Origin of the sequence: Streptacidiphilus jiangxiensis, assembly GCF_900109465.1 — a bacterium.
GTDB classification, from domain to species: domain Bacteria; phylum Actinomycetota; class Actinomycetes; order Streptomycetales; family Streptomycetaceae; genus Streptacidiphilus; species Streptacidiphilus jiangxiensis.
In genome coordinates, this window is record NZ_FOAZ01000003.1 from 502,945 (window position 1) to 518,626 (window position 15,682).

A 15,682-nucleotide genomic window follows, 5' to 3' on the forward strand; every position below is an offset into this window, starting at 1 on the left:
AAGAGCTATTTCTTACCGCCAAATGGCTGACCGTGGTGGCGGTTCGAGCCGGATTGTTGTGCGAAAGAGTGAGGGTTTCGCAAGTGGGCCGCTGTATCCGGCCTTCCGCGGCCGATTCAAATCTCACCCCTACGAGTGGGTGCTTTCGGGGAGCCGATCTGACCACTGGTCGAATTGTTGCTAAATGTCGCTTTCGCCGTGACTGAACGGGTTCGACTGCTCGCTCTGCGGGCCTCGGCGGCCCCCGCCGGGGCCAGGCACTAGGCTCTGGAGCTGTGAAGGTCCTTGTCATCGGCGGCGGCGCCCGCGAACACGCCCTGTGCCGAGCGCTCTCGCTCGATCCCGAAGTCACCTCCCTGCACTGCGCGCCCGGCAACGCCGGCATCGCGGCGGTGGCCCGGCTCCACCCGGTCGACCAGCTCGACGGTCCGGCCGTGGCCGACCTCGCGGTCGAGCTCGGCGCGGAGTTCGTCATCGTCGGCCCGGAGGCCCCCCTCGTCGCCGGCGTCGCCGACGCCGTGCGCGAGCGCGGCATCCCCGTCTTCGGCCCCGGCCGCGAGGCCGCCCAGCTGGAAGGCAGCAAGGCGTTCGCGAAGGACGTCATGGCCGCGGCCGGCGTACCCACCGCGCGCTCCTACGTCTGCACCACGCCGGAGGAGGTCGCCGAGGCGCTGGACGCCTTCGGCGCGCCGTACGTCGTCAAGGACGACGGCCTCGCCGCGGGCAAGGGCGTCGTCGTGACCGACGACCTCCAGGCCGCGATCGACCACGCCGCCGGCTGCGACCGGGTGGTCATCGAGGAGTACCTCGACGGCCCCGAGGTCTCCCTCTTCGCCGTCACCGACGGCACCACCGTCGTGCCGCTGCAGCCCGCCCAGGACTTCAAGCGCGTCGGCGACGACGACGCGGGCCCGAACACCGGCGGCATGGGCGCGTACTCCCCGCTGCCGTGGGCCGACCCGAAGCTGGTCGACGAGGTCTTCGACACCGTCCTCCAGCCGACCGTCGACGAGCTGCGACGCCGCGGCACGCCCTTCTCCGGCCTGCTCTACGCCGGCTTGGCGATCACGTCGCGCGGTGTGCGGGTCATCGAGTTCAACGCCCGCTTCGGCGACCCGGAGACGCAGGTCGTCCTCGCCCGCCTGAAGACGCCGCTGAACGGCCTGCTGTACGCCGCGGCGACGGGCCACCTGGCGGACTTCCCCGCGCTGCGGTGGAGCGAGGGCGCGGCGGTCACCGTCGTCATCGCCTCCGAGGGCTACCCGGCCGCGCCGGTCTCCGGCGACCCGATCACCGGCCTCGCCGAGGCCGAAGCCGCCGACGGCACCGCCTACGTGCTCCACGCGGGCACCCGCCTCGCGGACGACGGCGAGACCGTCCTGTCCGCAGGCGGCCGCGTCCTCTCCGTCACGGCCACCGGCGACAACCTCGCCGAGGCCCGCACCCGCGCCTACGGCGCGGTCGACCGCATCACGCTCCGCGGCAGCCACCACCGCAGCGACATCGCAGCCAAGGCGGCGAACGCGGAGTAAGTTGCACGACCCTCCAGGGGCGCGAGGAACTGCGCGGGCAACCACCGACATGCGGATGGCGCTGCTCGCCGAGCGACTGACCACACACGGTGGCCTGTCGCGCAGCTCCCCGCGCCCCTGGCGTTTGCCGTCCTCGCACGGACCAATCGATTCGACGGAAGCAGATTTGCCGCGCCTCCGCAGCGTTTGCCGTACCCGCACATTCCTTCGGGTGATCGGGAGGGCAACCGGCTGACGTATCCCCGCCCCCGGACGTATCGTGCCCAGCACCGGCGCGCTCCCTGGCGGAGCACGCAGGTGCTGGGCAGGTGCACCACCCTGCCGAGGGGGGAAGCTGCGGTCCACAGGGAATCACCGATCCGAGTGGTTCCCGACCGCGGCAGGAACACCGGGCCGCGCTCGTGCGTCGGACCGGACAGGGGCGAAACACGTGCGAAAGCCAGAGGCGTCGGTTTCCGTAGGCGGCAGGGGGTGAACCGATCCATGCGAGGAGATGCAGCGAACGACGCGGTCGCGGACGCCGCGGCCGCCCGCGCCGGAGCGATCCTGCGCCTGCGCGGGTACGCGCTCGCCGCGGCCGCCGTGCCGGCGGCCGTCGGTGCCGTGCTCGCGGCGGGGCGGCTCACCGGGCACCTCGGTGCGTCCGGCGCGCCGGACGCGGGGGGTTGGGACGCGGCCCGCTGGGCGGTCCTGGCCCTCGCGCTGCTCACCCTGGGCTGGGCCGCGGCCTTCGCCGCGGCGCTGCGGCGCGCGCGCCCGCACCGGACGCCGAACGTGCCCCTCACCGAGCGGGACGCGCCCGAGCTCTACCGCTTGGTGCGGGACCTCGCCGGGCGGATGGAGGTGCCGGCGCCCGGCGCCGTTGCGCTGACGCCCGACTGCGACAGCTGGCTGGAGGACGAGACGGCCCCCGGCGGCCGCGAGCCCGCCTCGCCCACTCTCGTCGTCGGCTCGCCGTTCCTGTGGTGGATGCGGGTGGCGGAGCTGCGGGCGCTGCTCGCGCCCGTCGTCGCGGGAGCGGCCTGCGCGATGGATCCGGAGATCTCCGCCGCCCGGCGGTTCACCCACGGGCTCGACGCGGTCCTCGCCGCCCATCAGGGGCGGCGCGGTGCCTGGGCCTCCATACCCGCTCGCTGGCTGCTGCGCCGCTCGCGGACGCACGCCGCCGAGATGGAGCGCGCCGTCGCGGCCTGGGCGTCCGAGCGGGCCCGGCAGGTCGACTACGGGCAACGGATCGTCGCCCAGGAGCAGGTCGGCCTAGCCTACGCGGGCTGGGACCGGCTGCTGACCAGGGTGGCGCTGCCCGCCTGGCGGCTGGGGCGGGTCCCGAACCGGCTCAACGCCGGGGTGGTCTCGGCGCTGACCGAGTTGTCCCGGCGCGACCGCCTGGCGGCCGACGGCTTCGAGACCCGTCTCGGCGAACGCCCGGCGTGCGACCTGCTCGAGGAGCCCGGTCGGATTGACGAGGCCGCATCGCTGCTGGCGGCCCGGCTCCTCTACGTCGGCCCGCCCGCGCCGACCGCAACCCAGCTCGTCACGGCCCAGCCCGTCTCCGTCCAGTCCGCGTCCGTCCAGCCCGTCTCCGTCCAGGGGCCCGCTCCGTCGACGGCCGCGGACGGCGGCCCGAGCCACGGGAGCCCGACGCTCGACTGGACGGACTACCCCGAGCAGGTCGTGCTCGGCCAGTGGCGCGCCCAGTCCGCCACCCTGCTGGGCGCGCTGCGACTGCCGGAGGAGGCCGAGCCGGTCGCCGCGCTCGGCGCGGCACTGCGGGCCCTGGGCGGCCACGGCGGCTCCGGCGGCCGCCCGGGAGCCGAGGCGCTCGGCGCCCGGCTGGACCAGCAGGCCCAGCGCAGCACGGCAGCCGCCTCCACCGCCGCCGCGTCCACCGGGGCCGCGTCCACCGGGGCCGCGACCGTCGGGGCGCGCAGCGGTCGGGACGCGCTCGGGGACGGCCTGCACGCGCTGGTCTGCCGCGCGGCCGTCGCCTCCGGCCGGGCCGAGCCGGGCCTGGACTGGCTGGACGGGCCCGTGCTCCTGGTCGACGGAGCGCGCCGGACGGACCTGGGGGCCCCGGTCGCGCTCGCGGCGGAGCACGGCGACGCGCAGCCGCTGCGTGCCTGGCTGGAGGAGCTCGGCATCCGCGTGGACCCGTCCGACCGCCCGGCGAGGCTGCGGTGAGCACCCCGGGAGCCGCGAATCACCGACGGCTGAAAAGTGACAGAGCGTCAATGCCGAAACCGACCCCTGCTGCGATGACGTGCCAGTGCTTACGATGGTGATGCACGTCCGGTGAGATCCCGGACGCGCACCGTAACGGAACCCCGGACGGCAGTTCGGTAGCACCAGGATGACGGTACGTCAGCAGCAGGTCCCAGGAGGGGGTCGGGGGCAGTGGGTGCAGAGCAGACCCGCCGCTGGGAGTCCGGCGCGCTCGCACACGGCGTGACCGACCCGTTCGGGCAGGGCCCGTTGCCCTGGCTCCGCGGCGCGGATCAGTACTTCGACGACACCGGCCTGATGGTGCCCTGGTACGTCGACCCGGCGCTGCTGCCGGGTGCCCGGCGGGCGCAGGAGCCGCAGCCGCGGCCGGTCCTCGGCCGCCCGCGCACCTCGGACGACGTCGGCGGGCAGATCAAGGGGTTCGCGGCGGGAGCCACCGACCTCGGCGGCTCGCTCGACCTGCGGGTCAGCGTCAACCCGCCGCAGGAGTTCACCGTCGACGTCTACCGGATCGGCCACTACGGCGGCGCCGGGGCCCGGCACGTCGCGGCGAGCCCCCGTGTCTCCGGCCTGGTGCAGCCCGCACCGCTGGTGGCCGGGCGCACCGTCTCCTGCCACCACTGGTGGATGTCCTGGCGGCTGCAGATCCCCAGCCACTGGACACCGGGGGCGCACGTCGCCGTGCTCACCACCGCCGACAACCGGCACCGCAGCCACATCCCGTTCACGGTCCGGGCCGGGCGCGCGGCCGACCTGCTGCTGCTCCTGCCGGACGTGACCTGGCAGGCCTACAACCTCTACCCGGAGGACGGCCGCACCGGCGCCAGCCTCTACCACGCGTGGAGCGAGAAGGGCGAGCTGCTGGGGGAGCCGGAGGCGGCCACCACCGTCTCCTTCGACCGCCCGTACGCGGGCGCTGGCCTGCCGCTGCACATCGGCCACGCCTACGACTTCATCCGCTGGGCCGAGCGCTACGGCTACGACATCGCCTATGCCAACGCCACCGACCTGCACGCGGGCCGGATCGACCCGACCCGCTACCGCGGCCTGGTCTTCCCCGGCCACGACGAGTACTGGTCCGCGCCCATGCGCCGGGCCGTCGAGCGGGCCCGGGACGGCGGCACCTCGCTGGTCTTCCTCTCCGCCAACACCATGTACTGGCAGGTCCAGCTCCACCCGGGCCCCGACGGCCAGCCGGACCGGCTGCTCACCTGCACCAAGCGCCAGGCCGACGCGCCGCCCAGCGTGCTCTGGCGCGAGCTGGGGGACCCGGAGCAGCAGGTGCTGGGCATCCAGTACTCGGGCCGGGTGCCCGAGCCGGTGCCGATGATCGTCCACAACACCGACCACTGGCTGTGGGAGGGCACCGGTCTGCAGGACGGCGACGCCCTGCCGGGCCTGGTGGCCGGGGAGTCGGACCGCTACTACCCGCGCGTTCCGCTGCCGGAGTCGTCGGAGCGGGTGCTGCTCGCGCACTCGCCCTACCGGGACGCGAAGGGCGCCGCCCGTCACCAGGAGACCTCGCTCTACCGCGCACCCAGTGGCGCCTACGTCTTCGCCAGCGGCACCTTCGCCTGGTCGCCCGCGCTGGACCGGCCCGGCCACATGGACGAGCGCATCCAGCGGGCCACGGCCAACCTGCTGGATCGTATCTGCAAGGTGCACTGAGCAGGGCTGCGAGCACGGTGCACCCGATCCGCACGTGCGCGTCCGTGAAAGACTCGGTGCGCCACCCACCCGTGAGAGCCCTGAGTCCCGAGGAAACACCTTGAGCGGATTTGTCGAGAAGCCCGAGCCGGTGCAGGTGCCCGGCCTGATCCATCTGCACACCGGAAAGGTGCGCGATCTCTATCGCGACGAGGCCGGTCAGCTGGTGATGGTCGCCAGTGACCGCACCTCCGCCTTCGACTGGGTGCTGCCGACGGACATCCCCGGCAAGGGCAAGGTCCTCACCAAGCTGTCGCTGTGGTGGTTCGAGCGCCTCGCCGACCTGGTGCCCAACCACGTCGTCTCGACCGAGGTCCCGGCCGGCGCCCCCGCCGACTGGGAGGGCCGCACGCTGATCTGCCGCAGCCTGACGATGCTGCCGGTGGAGTGCGTCGCCCGTGGTTACCTCACCGGCTCCGGCCTGCTGGAGTACGACGAGCACCGCACGGTCTGCGGGATCACGCTGCCCGAGGGCCTGGTCGACGGCTCCGAGCTGCCTGCGCCGATCTTCACCCCGGCCCTCAAGGCCGAGGTCGGCGAGCACGACGAGAACGTCCCCTACGAGGAGGTCGCCCGCCGCGTCGGCGCGGAGACGGCGGCCCAGCTGCGGCAGACGACTCTGGCCGTCTACGGCCGGGCCCGGGACATCGCCCGCGAGCGCGGGATCATCCTGGCGGACACGAAGTTCGAGTTCGGCCTGGACGAGAACGAGACGCTGGTCATCGGCGACGAGGTGCTGACCCCGGACTCCTCCCGCTTCTGGCCGGCCGACCAGTGGGAGCCGGGTCGGGCGCAGCCGTCCTTCGACAAGCAGATCATCCGCGACTGGCTGAAGTCGCCGGAGTCCGGCTGGGACCCGAAGTCCGAGACCCCGCCGCCGGCCCTGCCCGCCGCGGTCGTCGACCGCGTCCAGGCTCGCTACATCGAGGCGTACGAGCGCCTCACCGGTCTCACCTGGAGCTGACGTCACGGGTGCGGGGAACTCCGGTTCCCCGCACCTTCGGGGTCGATCGGAAAAACGAAGAAGGGCACCTCATTCGAGGTGCCCTTCCTGCTGGAGCGGACGACGAGATTCGAACTCGCGACCCTCACCTTGGCAAGGTGATGCTCTACCAACTGAGCCACGTCCGCACGATATGAGGTTATGAGATTGAGAGCGGACGACGAGATTCGAACTCGCGACCCTCACCTTGGCAAGGTGATGCTCTACCAACTGAGCCACGTCCGCAGTACTCCGGGACCCGTGGGCCTCGGCGTGTTCTCCACTCTACCCCATCCTCGAGGGTGCTTTCGCCACCCTTTTGGTGAGATCGAGCGGATGAGAGCAGGTGACAGGGATCGCACACTGTGCCTTCCCCCTGGAAGAGGGACGCTCTGCTACTGAGCTACACCTGCGAGAGCCGCCCCGCTGACCTGTGCCTTTCGGCGCCGTCCGCAGTGCGTTCCGCTGAGAAGAACACTAGCCCATCTCGCGGGCCGTGATCACCATGGCGGGGCGGAATGTCCGTATTGTTCCGAAAGTCGAGATCGGCGGACGGGGTTCGGGGAGTTCTCAGCTTGCCTGCGCGAACGCCTCGTAGACGTGCTTCGGCAGTCGACCGCGAGCCGGCAGGTCGATTCCACGCGACTGCGCCCAGGCGCGGACCGTCGCCGGGTCGGGGGCGATCTCGGTGCGGCGCGGGGCGGCCTTCAGGGCACCGCGGGCCTGCTTGCGGCCCGCCTGCACGTACGGGGCGAGCGCGGTACGGAGTTTTTCCGCGTTCTCGGCGGACAGGTCGATCTCGTACGACTTTCCGTCGAGAGCGAACGAGACCGTTTCCTCGGCGATCCCTCCGTCCAGATCGTCGGAGAGCGTGACCACAACGCGCTGAGCCATGGAAGCCAATCCTCTCGGGCTTTGCCGTGCGACCGCAGGTGCTGGTCGCGACCGGCGTTGCCATTCTGCCCCGCCGACCCCCCGGAATCGAAGAGGCAAGTTTTTCTGCTTCTATTTTCGTGTCGTTTCGGTACCGCGTCGATACCGGTGCGAAACCTCAGAATCGTGCATTTTCGGCAGGCGTGTCGCCGATGCGTCGTCGATCCGTGGGGCGGAGCCGTGGGAGCCCGTCTTGTGTGAACCTCCGCACGATCGCCAGATCTACGCGCGTCACGCTGGATGAGTCTCCAAGATCGCATTTTGGCCCCGGTAGGCTGGGAACTCCCCGCACCACTTATCACCGGGAGTACCAGTGGCACGCGTCGTGGTCGACGTCATGCTCAAGCCCGAGATCCTCGACCCGCAGGGCCAGGCGGTGCAGCGCGCACTGCCGCGGCTGGGCTTCGAGGGGATCGCCGACGTCCGTCAGGGCAAGCGTTTCGAGCTGGAGGTGGAGGGTCCGGTCGACGAGGCCGCGCTCGCCCGCATCCACCAGGCAGCCGAGACCTTCCTCGCCAACACCGTGATCGAGGACTTCGTGGTCCGCGTCGAGGAGGGACAGTGACCGCCCGCGTCGGCGTCGTCACCTTCCCCGGCAGTCTCGACGACCGTGACGCCCTGCGCGCGGTGAAGCTGGCCGGCGCCGAGCCGGTCGCGCTCTGGCACCGCGACACGGACCTGCACCAGGTCGACGCCGTGGTCCTGCCGGGCGGCTTCTCCTACGGCGACTACCTGCGGGCCGGCGCCATCTCGCGCTTCTCGCCGGTGATGGAGACGATCATCGAGCAGGCCAAGGCCGGCATGCCGGTCCTCGGCATCTGCAACGGCTTCCAGGTGCTGACCGAGTCGCACCTGCTGCCGGGCGCGATGCTCCGCAACAACCACCTGCACTTCGTCTGCAAGGACCAGAAGCTGCGGGTCGAGAACAACACGACCGCCTGGACCAGCGACTACGCGCAGGGCCAGGAGATCATGATCCCGCTCAAGAACATGGACGGCCGGTTCACCGCGGACCGCCGCACCATCGACGAGCTGGAGGCCGAGGGCCGGGTCGTCTTCCGCTACCTGGACGGCAACCCCAACGGTTCGATCGACGACATCGCCGGCATCACCAACGCCGCCGGCAACGTCGTCGGCCTGATGCCGCACCCGGAGCACGCGGTCGAGCCGCTGATCGGCACCGGCGGCACCGACGGCACCGGCTTCTTCACCTCGATCATCAAGCGGCTGGTGAACGCGTAATGACTCTCGACACCGTCAAGAACGCCACCGAGACGCCCGACGTCGAGCTCCCCTGGGCCGCGCTGGGTCTCAAGGAGGACGAGTACCTCAAGATCCGCGAGATCCTGGGTCGTCGTCCCACCGGCGCCGAGCTGGCCATGTACTCGGTGATGTGGTCCGAGCACTGCTCCTACAAGTCGAGCAAGGTGCACCTGCGCCAGTTCGGCGAGAAGGCCCCGCAGTCCGACGCCATGCTCGTCGGCATCGGCGAGAACGCCGGCGTCGTCGACGTGGGCCAGGGCTACGCGGTCACCTTCAAGATCGAGTCGCACAACCACCCGTCGTACGTCGAGCCCTACCAGGGCGCGGCCACCGGCGTCGGCGGCATCGTCCGCGACATCATCTCCATGGGTGCCCGCCCGGTCGCCGTGATGGACCCGCTGCGCTTCGGCGCGCCGGACCACCCGGACACCAAGCGCGTGCTGCCCGGCGTCGTCGCCGGCATCGGCGGCTACGGCAACTGCCTGGGCCTGCCGAACATCGGTGGCGAGGTCGTCTTCGACGCCTGCTACCAGGGCAACCCGCTGGTCAACGCCCTTGCCGTGGGCGTCATGAAGCACGAGGACATCCACCTGGCCAAGGCGTCCGGCGCCGGCAACAAGGTCGTCCTCTACGGTGCCCGCACCGGCGGCGACGGCATCGGCGGCGCCTCGATCCTGGCCTCGGAGACCTTCGAGGGCGGCACGCCCACCAAGCGTCCCGCGGTGCAGGTCGGCGACCCGTTCCAGGAGAAGCTGCTGATCGAGTGCACCCTGGAGGCCTTCCGGGCGCAGCTCGTCGTCGGCATCCAGGACCTCGGTGCGGCCGGTCTCTCCTGCGCCACCAGCGAGCTCGCCTCCAACGGCTCCGGCGGCATGCGCTGCGACCTGGACGACGTCCCGCTGCGCGACGCGACGCTCACTCCTGAGGAGATCCTCATGAGCGAGTCGCAGGAGCGCATGTGCGCCGTCGTCGAGCCCGAGAAGATCGACGCCTTCCTCGCGATCTGCGAGAAGTGGGACGTCACCGCGACCGTCATCGGTGAGGTCACCGACGGCGACCGTCTGGAGATCTTCTGGCACGGCGAGAAGATCGTCGACGTGGACCCGCGCACCGTCGCCCACGACGGCCCGGTCTACGAGCGCCCGTACCACCGCCCGTCCTGGCAGGACGCCCTGCAGGCCGACGCCCCGACCGCCGAGCGCCTCGCGCGTCCGGCCACGGGCGACGAGCTGCGCGCTGCCGTGCTGCAGCTGGTCGGCTCGGTCAACCAGGCCGACAAGAGCTGGATCACCAGCCAGTACGACCGCTTCGTGCTCGGCAACACCGTGCTGGCCATGCCGGAGGACTCCGGCATGATCCGCGTCGACGAGTCCACCAACCTGGGCGTCGCGATCGCGACGGACGGCAACGGCCGCTACACCAAGCTCGACCCGTACACCGGTTCGCAGCTGGCGCTGGCCGAGGCCTACCGCAACGTCGCCGCGACCGGTGCCAAGCCGCTGGCCGTCTCCGACTGCCTCAACTTCGGCTCCCCGGAGGACCCGGAGGTCATGTGGCAGTTCGCCGAGGCCACCCGTGGTCTCGCGGACGGCTGCCTGACGCTGGGCACCCCGGTCACCGGCGGCAACGTCTCGCTCTACAACCAGACGGGCGCCGAGGCGATCCACCCGACGCCGGTCGTGGCGGTGCTCGGTGTGATCGACGACGTCACCCGCCGCACCCCGATGGCGTTCGCGGAGGAGGGCCAGCTGGTCTACCTCCTCGGCACCACCGAGGACGAGCTGGGCGGTTCGGCGTGGGCGCAGGTGGCCCACGACCACCTCGGCGGCCTGCCGCCGAAGCTGGACCTCGACCGCGAGAAGCTGCTCGCCGAGATCCTGATCGCCGCCTCGCGCGACGGAATGATCGACGCGGCGCACGACCTCTCCGACGGCGGCCTGATCCAGGCCGCGGTGGAGAGCGCGCTCAAGGGCGGCCAGGGTCTGCGCCTGATCGTCCCGGACGGGCTCGACCCGTTCGTGTTCCTCTTCTCCGAGTCGGCCGGCCGCGCGATCGTCTCCGTGCCGCGCAGCGAGGAGCTCCGCTTCACCGAGATGTGCGGCGTCCGGGGCCTCCCGGCCACCCGCATCGGTGTCGTCGACGGCGATGTCGTCGAGCTCCAGGGCCAGTTCACCCTGCCGCTCGCCGAGCTCCGTGAGGCGAACACCGGCGTGATCGAGGCGCTGCTCGCGTAGGACCCCGGCATCACGTCACGGGCCCGGCCGCATCACTGCGACCGGGCCCGTGTCACGTTCCGCGCGGCGACGTCCGCGATACCCGATACCTTCGAAGACGTGACCGACAGCGCCGTTCTGACGACCTTCGAGGAACACCGTCCCACGCTCTTCGGCATCGCCTACCGCATGCTCAGCAGCGTGGCCGACGCCGAGGACATCGTGCAGGACGCCTGGCTGAAGTGGAGCACGGTCGACGTCGACCGGATCGACCGGCCGCGTGCCTATCTCGCCCGGACGGTCACCAACCTCTCGCTCAACAGGCTGCAGTCGGCGGCCGTGCAGCGCGAGTCCTACGTCGGTCCGTGGCTCCCCGAGCCGCTGGTGACCGCGCCCGACGCCAGCGGCGACGTCGAGCAGGCGGAGACGGTCTCCCTGGCCATGCTCGTGGTGCTGGAGACGCTCTCGCCGCTGGAGCGGGCGGTCTTCCTGCTCAAGGAGGTCTTCGGGTTCTCCTACGCGGAGATCGGCGGCATGCTGGACCGCTCCGAGGCGGCGGTCCGTCAGGTCGGCAGCCGTGCCCGCTCCCACGTGCAGGAGCGGCGTCCCCGCTACGACGCCCCCGTGGCGCAGCGGAAGGCCGTGACGGAGGAGTTCCTCGCGGCCTGCGTCGGCGGTGACCTGAACCGGATGATGGAGCTGCTCGCCCCCGAGGTCATCGCCTGGTCCGACGGCGGCGGCAAGGTTCGCGCTGCGCTGCGCCCGCTGCACGGCGCCGACAAGGTGGCCCGCTGGATCCTCGGCGTGCTGCAGACCCCGATCCCGGACCTCGGGATCCACGAGGTCGACGTCAACGGCAGGTTCGGCCTGCTGTTCACCTCGGCCGGGGTGGCCGACGACGTGGTGACGATGGAGCTGGACGAGACCGGCGCGATCGCGGAGATCCGCCTGGTCCGCAACCCGGACAAGCTCCGCCACGTCACGGCGCCGTAGCGGCTCGACACCACCGCCACCACTCAGCGTCGGGTGAAGCGGGCGACGGCCACGCCGCCGAGGCAGAGCACGCCGCCGCCGACGGCCACCCAGGTCGGCGTCTCACCGAGCATCAGCCAGCCGAGCAGGATCGAGATCGGCGGGACGAGGTAGGTGGTCGCGCCGAGCTTGCCCGCCTTGGTGCGGGCCAGCGCGTAGCCCCAGGTGGTGAAGGCGACGGCGGTCGGCATCAGGCCCAGGTACACGGTCCAGACGACGGCGGAGGTGTGCGCCCTGGGCAGCTCGTGGGCGAGCTGCGGGGCGAAGGGCAGGGAGACGATCAGGCCGACGACGCAGGCCAGGAATGTCACCGGGAGCGCGGAGGCCCGGCTGAGCAGGGGCTTCTGCAGGATCACCGAGATCGAGTAGACGACGGCGGAGCCGACGCAGAAGGCCGCGCCCAGCCAGTCCGTGTGACCGTGCTGGGCCGAGCCGAAGCCGATCACCAGCACGCCGGTGAAGGAGACGGCCACGCCGAGCAGCAGCGACCTCGGCAGCCCCTCCTTCAGGGCCACGCCCGCGATCACCGCGATCAGGATCGGGCTCACGTTGACCAGCATCGAGGCCGTCCCGGCGTCCACCCGGCGCTCGGCGGTGTTCAGCATCAGGTTGTAGGCGCCGAACCACAGCACGCCGATGAGCACGATGCGCGGCAGATCGCGCCGCGCGGGCCACGCGTCCCGCCGCACCAGCACCATCGCGCCCAGCGCGGCGGCCCCGACGGCGAGCCGCAGCAGGGTCAGCGGCCCCGCCGACAGGTCGTGCCCCGCCGAGCGGATCCCGACGAAGGCGGAGGCCCACAGCACGACCGTCACCCCCGCCGCGACGGCCGCGAGGCGGGCGGATCTGGCGGAGACGGCGGGGGAGTCGGCGGCGAGGGGCGAGGTGGTGCTCTGCGTGGTCACGCTTCAAGGGTTCCGGCGGCCACAGGGTCGGGACAAGCGGTAAACCGCCATCTCACTACTGTCATCCCGCCAACAGCCTCCGCCCGGTGCGGGCCGCGGCCAGCGCCGGATCACCTACAGGTGAAGGTGGTGCTCGCCGCAGCACCCAGGGATCCCTGGCGGTCACCGTCACCCGGTGGACCCCGAGCCGGCTGGGCCGACCCTGGACCAGGCCGGAGCCGCGCAGGGTCAGCCCCGCGGGCAGCCCCTTGACGCTGACGGTCACCGGATGTGGGTCGGCCGAGTCGTGCGCGCCGAGCCGTAGGTGGATCGAGGCGGCACCCTCCCGGATCGGCGCGGTCGACGACAGGGCTTTCCGATCACGCTGTCCGCGCCCGTCAGTAGGCTGCTGACATGCCGCCAGCTCCGCGTTCCCGCGCCCGCACCTACGACCGGCTCAAGTCCCGTGCCGCGCTGCGTGCGCAGGCGCGGGCGATCGGGGAGGTGGTGGCCGGGCTCGACGACGCGCGGCTGGAGCTGCCGACGCGGCTCGGGGACTGGCGGGTGCGCCATCTCGTGGCCCACCTCGCGGGCGCGCTCGACGCGGTGCCGCGGTTCCTCGCGGCGCCCGACGACGGGCGGGCCCTGTCCACCATCGCGGACTGGGCTGCCGGGACGGCCGGCTCCGCCGGCGCGATCGAGCAGGACGCGGTCGAGCGGGCCGCCGCGCTCGGGGACGTCCGCACGGCCTACGCGCAGGCCTCGGACGCCGCGCTGGTGGTGCTCGACGCCGACCACGACCCCGGGACGCGGATCGTGCACCGCCGGGGCGCCATGCTCCTGGACGACTACCTGGTCACCCGCCTGGTCGAGACCGTCGTCCACGCCGACGACCTCGCCGACGCGCTCTCCCTCGATGCCTTCCCCCATGACCGGCACGCCCTCGCCTCCGCCTGCCGGGTGCTCGCCGACGCGCTCGCCGCCAAGGCGCCGGGAGGCTCGGTCGAGCTGCGGATCCCGCCGTTCGCGGTGGTCCAGTGCGTCGAGGGGCCACGGCACACGCGCGGCACGCCGCCGAACGTCGTCGAGACCTCCCCGCTGCCCTGGATCCGCCTCGCCACCGGCCGTCTGACCTGGGCGAACGCTGTGGACGTGGCGGAACTCACGGCCAGTGGTGAGCGCAGTGATCTGTCCTCGCTACTGCCAGTGATGGCCTGAGGTCGATCTACGCGCGTCCACGGGCCTTCCCGGCGGTCGGCGATCTTCGCCGTTCGGCCCGGCGTGTCGACCTGCCCTAGACTCGATGACGTGCCACGCGGTGACGGACGACTCAGCCATGACCTCCTCCCCGGCGAGAAGGGCCCGCAGGACGCCTGCGGCGTCTTCGGCGTCTGGGCCCCCGGCGAAGAGGTTTCCAAGCTCACTTACTTCGCGCTCTACGCCCTGCAGCACCGCGGACAGGAGTCCGCGGGAATCGCGGTGAGCAACGGCTCGCAGATCCTGGTCTACAAGGACATGGGTCTCGTGTCGCAGGTCTTCGACGAGACCTCTCTCAACTCCCTCCAGGGCCACATCGCGGTCGGCCACTGCCGCTACTCCACCACCGGTTCCTCGGTGTGGGAGAACGCGCAGCCGACCTTCCGGGCGACCGCCCACGGCAGCCTCGCGCTCGGCCACAACGGCAACCTGGTCAACACTGCCGAGCTGGCCCAGCTGGTCGCCGAGCTGCCCGGCGAGGAGCACGTCTCCCGCTCCGGCCGCGCCGCCGTCACCAACGACACGGACCTGCTCACCGCGCTGCTCGCGGGCCAGCCGGACCTCTCCATCGAGGAGACGGCCCGCCAGGTCCTGCCGAACGTCAAGGGCGCCTTCTCGCTGGTCTTCATGGACGAGCAGACCCTCTACGCCGCCCGCGACCCGCAGGGCATCCGCCCGCTGGTGCTGGGCCGCCTGGAGCGCGGCTGGGTCGTCGCGTCGGAGACCGCCGCCCTGGACATCGTCGGCGCCTCCTTCATCCGCGAGGTCGAGCCGGGTGAGCTCATCGCCGTCGACGAGAACGGCCTGCGCACCTCCCGCTTCGCCGAGGCCGCGCCCAAGGGCTGCGTCTTCGAGTACGTCTACCTGGCCCGCCCGGACACCACCATCGCCGGCCGCAACGTGCACCTCTCCCGCGTGGAGATGGGCCGCACGCTGGCCAAGGAGGCCCCGGTCGAGGCCGACCTGGTGATAGCGACCCCGGAGTCCGGCACCCCGGCCGCGATCGGCTACGCCGAGGCCAGCGGCATCCCGTTCGGCTCCGGCCTGGTCAAGAACGCCTACGTGGGCCGGACCTTCATCCAGCCCAACCAGACCATCCGCCAGCTCGGCATCCGGCTCAAGCTGAACCCGCTGAAGGACGTCATCCGCGGCAAGCGGCTGGTCGTCGTGGACGACTCGATCGTCCGCGGCAACACCCAGCGCGCCCTGGTCCGGATGCTGCGCGAGGCCGGTGCGGCCGAGGTCCACATCCGGATCTCCTCGCCGCCGGTCAAGTGGCCCTGCTTCTACGGCATCGACTTCGCCACCCGCGCGGAGCTGATCGCCAACGGCCTGTCCGTCGACGAGATCGCCGCCTCGCTGGGCGCCGACTCGCTCGCCTACATCTCCATCGACGGCATGATCGCCGCCACGGACCAGCCCAAGGACCGGCTCTGCCGGGCGTGCTTCGACGGGGAGTACCCCGTCGAGCTGCCCGACCCGGAGCTGCTGGGCAAGCACCTGCTGGAGGCGGAGATCTCCGCCGCCAAGCAGCCCCCGGCCACCCGCGGCAACCGCTCGGACGTCGACGGCGTGCAGACGCTGCTCGGCGGCCCCGGCGCGGCGGACGCCCTGCGGCGTCCGTGAGCCCCCAGGCTTCCTCCCACCCTCCCCCAG

General features: G+C 71.8%; 13 protein-coding genes and 3 tRNA genes. 10 read left to right on the forward strand and 6 right to left on the reverse strand.

Annotated elements, in window-relative coordinates; translation table 11 throughout:
• Window positions 1–275 precede the first annotated feature (275 nt).
• The 4 genes from purD (at window position 276) to BMY61_RS08575 (ending at window position 6,426) form a co-directional block, all read left to right on the forward strand.
• Window positions 276–1,532, forward strand: a complete 1,257-nt coding sequence (gene purD / locus BMY61_RS08560; protein ID WP_042453780.1) for a phosphoribosylamine--glycine ligase — start codon at window positions 276–278, stop codon at window positions 1,530–1,532.
• Window positions 1,533–2,015: 483 nt separating this feature from the next.
• Window positions 2,016–3,713: a hypothetical protein gene (locus BMY61_RS08565; RefSeq protein WP_042453778.1), complete on the forward strand. Its 1,698-nt coding sequence runs from the start codon at window positions 2,016–2,018 to the stop codon at window positions 3,711–3,713.
• Window positions 3,714–3,926: 213 nt separating this feature from the next.
• Window positions 3,927–5,423, forward strand: coding sequence for a N,N-dimethylformamidase beta subunit family domain-containing protein (locus tag BMY61_RS08570; protein WP_042453776.1), 1,497 nt, complete (start codon window positions 3,927–3,929; stop codon window positions 5,421–5,423).
• 100 nt (window positions 5,424–5,523) lie between these two features.
• A complete protein-coding gene (locus BMY61_RS08575; protein WP_042453774.1) occupies window positions 5,524–6,426 on the forward strand; it encodes a phosphoribosylaminoimidazolesuccinocarboxamide synthase in 903 nt (300 codons plus the stop codon).
• Between the two features lie 91 nt (window positions 6,427–6,517).
• Here the strand turns inward: BMY61_RS08575 and BMY61_RS08580 are convergent.
• The 4 genes from BMY61_RS08580 to BMY61_RS08595 form a co-directional block, all read right to left on the reverse strand.
• A tRNA-Gly gene (locus BMY61_RS08580) sits at window positions 6,518–6,593 on the reverse strand.
• A gap of 24 nt (window positions 6,594–6,617) precedes the next feature.
• Window positions 6,618–6,690: transfer RNA gene (locus BMY61_RS08585), tRNA-Gly, on the reverse strand.
• Between the two features lie 95 nt (window positions 6,691–6,785).
• Window positions 6,786–6,857 (reverse strand) — tRNA-Gly (locus BMY61_RS08590).
• Window positions 6,858–7,014: 157 nt separating this feature from the next.
• Complete coding sequence (locus tag BMY61_RS08595) at window positions 7,015–7,338, reverse strand: histone-like nucleoid-structuring protein Lsr2 (RefSeq protein ID WP_042453772.1); 324 nt, start codon at window positions 7,336–7,338, stop codon at window positions 7,015–7,017.
• A 352-nt stretch (window positions 7,339–7,690) separates the two neighbouring features.
• Between BMY61_RS08595 and purS the strand changes: the two genes are divergently transcribed.
• The 4 genes from purS to BMY61_RS08615 all read left to right on the forward strand — a co-directional run bounded on the left by purS (window position 7,691) and on the right by BMY61_RS08615 (window position 11,846).
• Window positions 7,691–7,942 (forward strand): phosphoribosylformylglycinamidine synthase subunit PurS, encoded by a 252-nt coding sequence (purS, locus tag BMY61_RS08600; protein WP_042453769.1) that lies wholly within the window; start codon window positions 7,691–7,693, stop codon window positions 7,940–7,942.
• The gene (gene purQ, locus BMY61_RS08605; RefSeq protein WP_042453767.1) at window positions 7,939–8,619 is read left to right on the forward strand and encodes a phosphoribosylformylglycinamidine synthase subunit PurQ; all 681 of its coding nucleotides are present in this window, start codon (window positions 7,939–7,941) and stop codon (window positions 8,617–8,619) included. Before purS ends, purQ begins: the two co-directional genes overlap by 4 nt.
• The gene (gene purL / locus BMY61_RS08610; protein WP_042453765.1) at window positions 8,619–10,874 is read left to right on the forward strand and encodes a phosphoribosylformylglycinamidine synthase subunit PurL; all 2,256 of its coding nucleotides are present in this window, start codon (window positions 8,619–8,621) and stop codon (window positions 10,872–10,874) included. The genes purQ and purL overlap by 1 nt, the downstream gene beginning before the upstream one ends.
• Window positions 10,875–10,973: 99 nt before the next feature.
• Window positions 10,974–11,846, forward strand: coding sequence for an RNA polymerase sigma-70 factor (locus BMY61_RS08615; protein ID WP_042453763.1), 873 nt, complete (start codon window positions 10,974–10,976; stop codon window positions 11,844–11,846).
• A gap of 23 nt (window positions 11,847–11,869) precedes the next feature.
• Here the strand turns inward: BMY61_RS08615 and BMY61_RS08620 are convergent, their stop codons facing one another.
• Window positions 11,870–12,790, reverse strand: a complete 921-nt coding sequence (locus tag BMY61_RS08620) for a DMT family transporter (protein WP_082015345.1) — start codon at window positions 12,788–12,790, stop codon at window positions 11,870–11,872.
• Window positions 12,791–12,851: 61 nt separating this feature from the next.
• Entirely contained in the window at window positions 12,852–13,055 is a 204-nt protein-coding gene (locus tag BMY61_RS46020; RefSeq protein WP_075003810.1) for a putative Ig domain-containing protein, read from the reverse strand.
• 128 nt (window positions 13,056–13,183) lie between these two features.
• On the opposite strand from BMY61_RS46020, the gene BMY61_RS08630 reads away from it, so the two are divergent.
• Entirely contained in the window at window positions 13,184–13,987 is an 804-nt protein-coding gene (locus tag BMY61_RS08630; RefSeq protein WP_042453760.1) for a maleylpyruvate isomerase family mycothiol-dependent enzyme, read from the forward strand.
• 90 nt (window positions 13,988–14,077) lie between these two features.
• A complete protein-coding gene (purF, locus tag BMY61_RS08635) occupies window positions 14,078–15,652 on the forward strand; it encodes an amidophosphoribosyltransferase (RefSeq protein WP_042453759.1) in 1,575 nt (524 codons plus the stop codon).
• Window positions 15,653–15,682 lie beyond the last annotated feature (30 nt).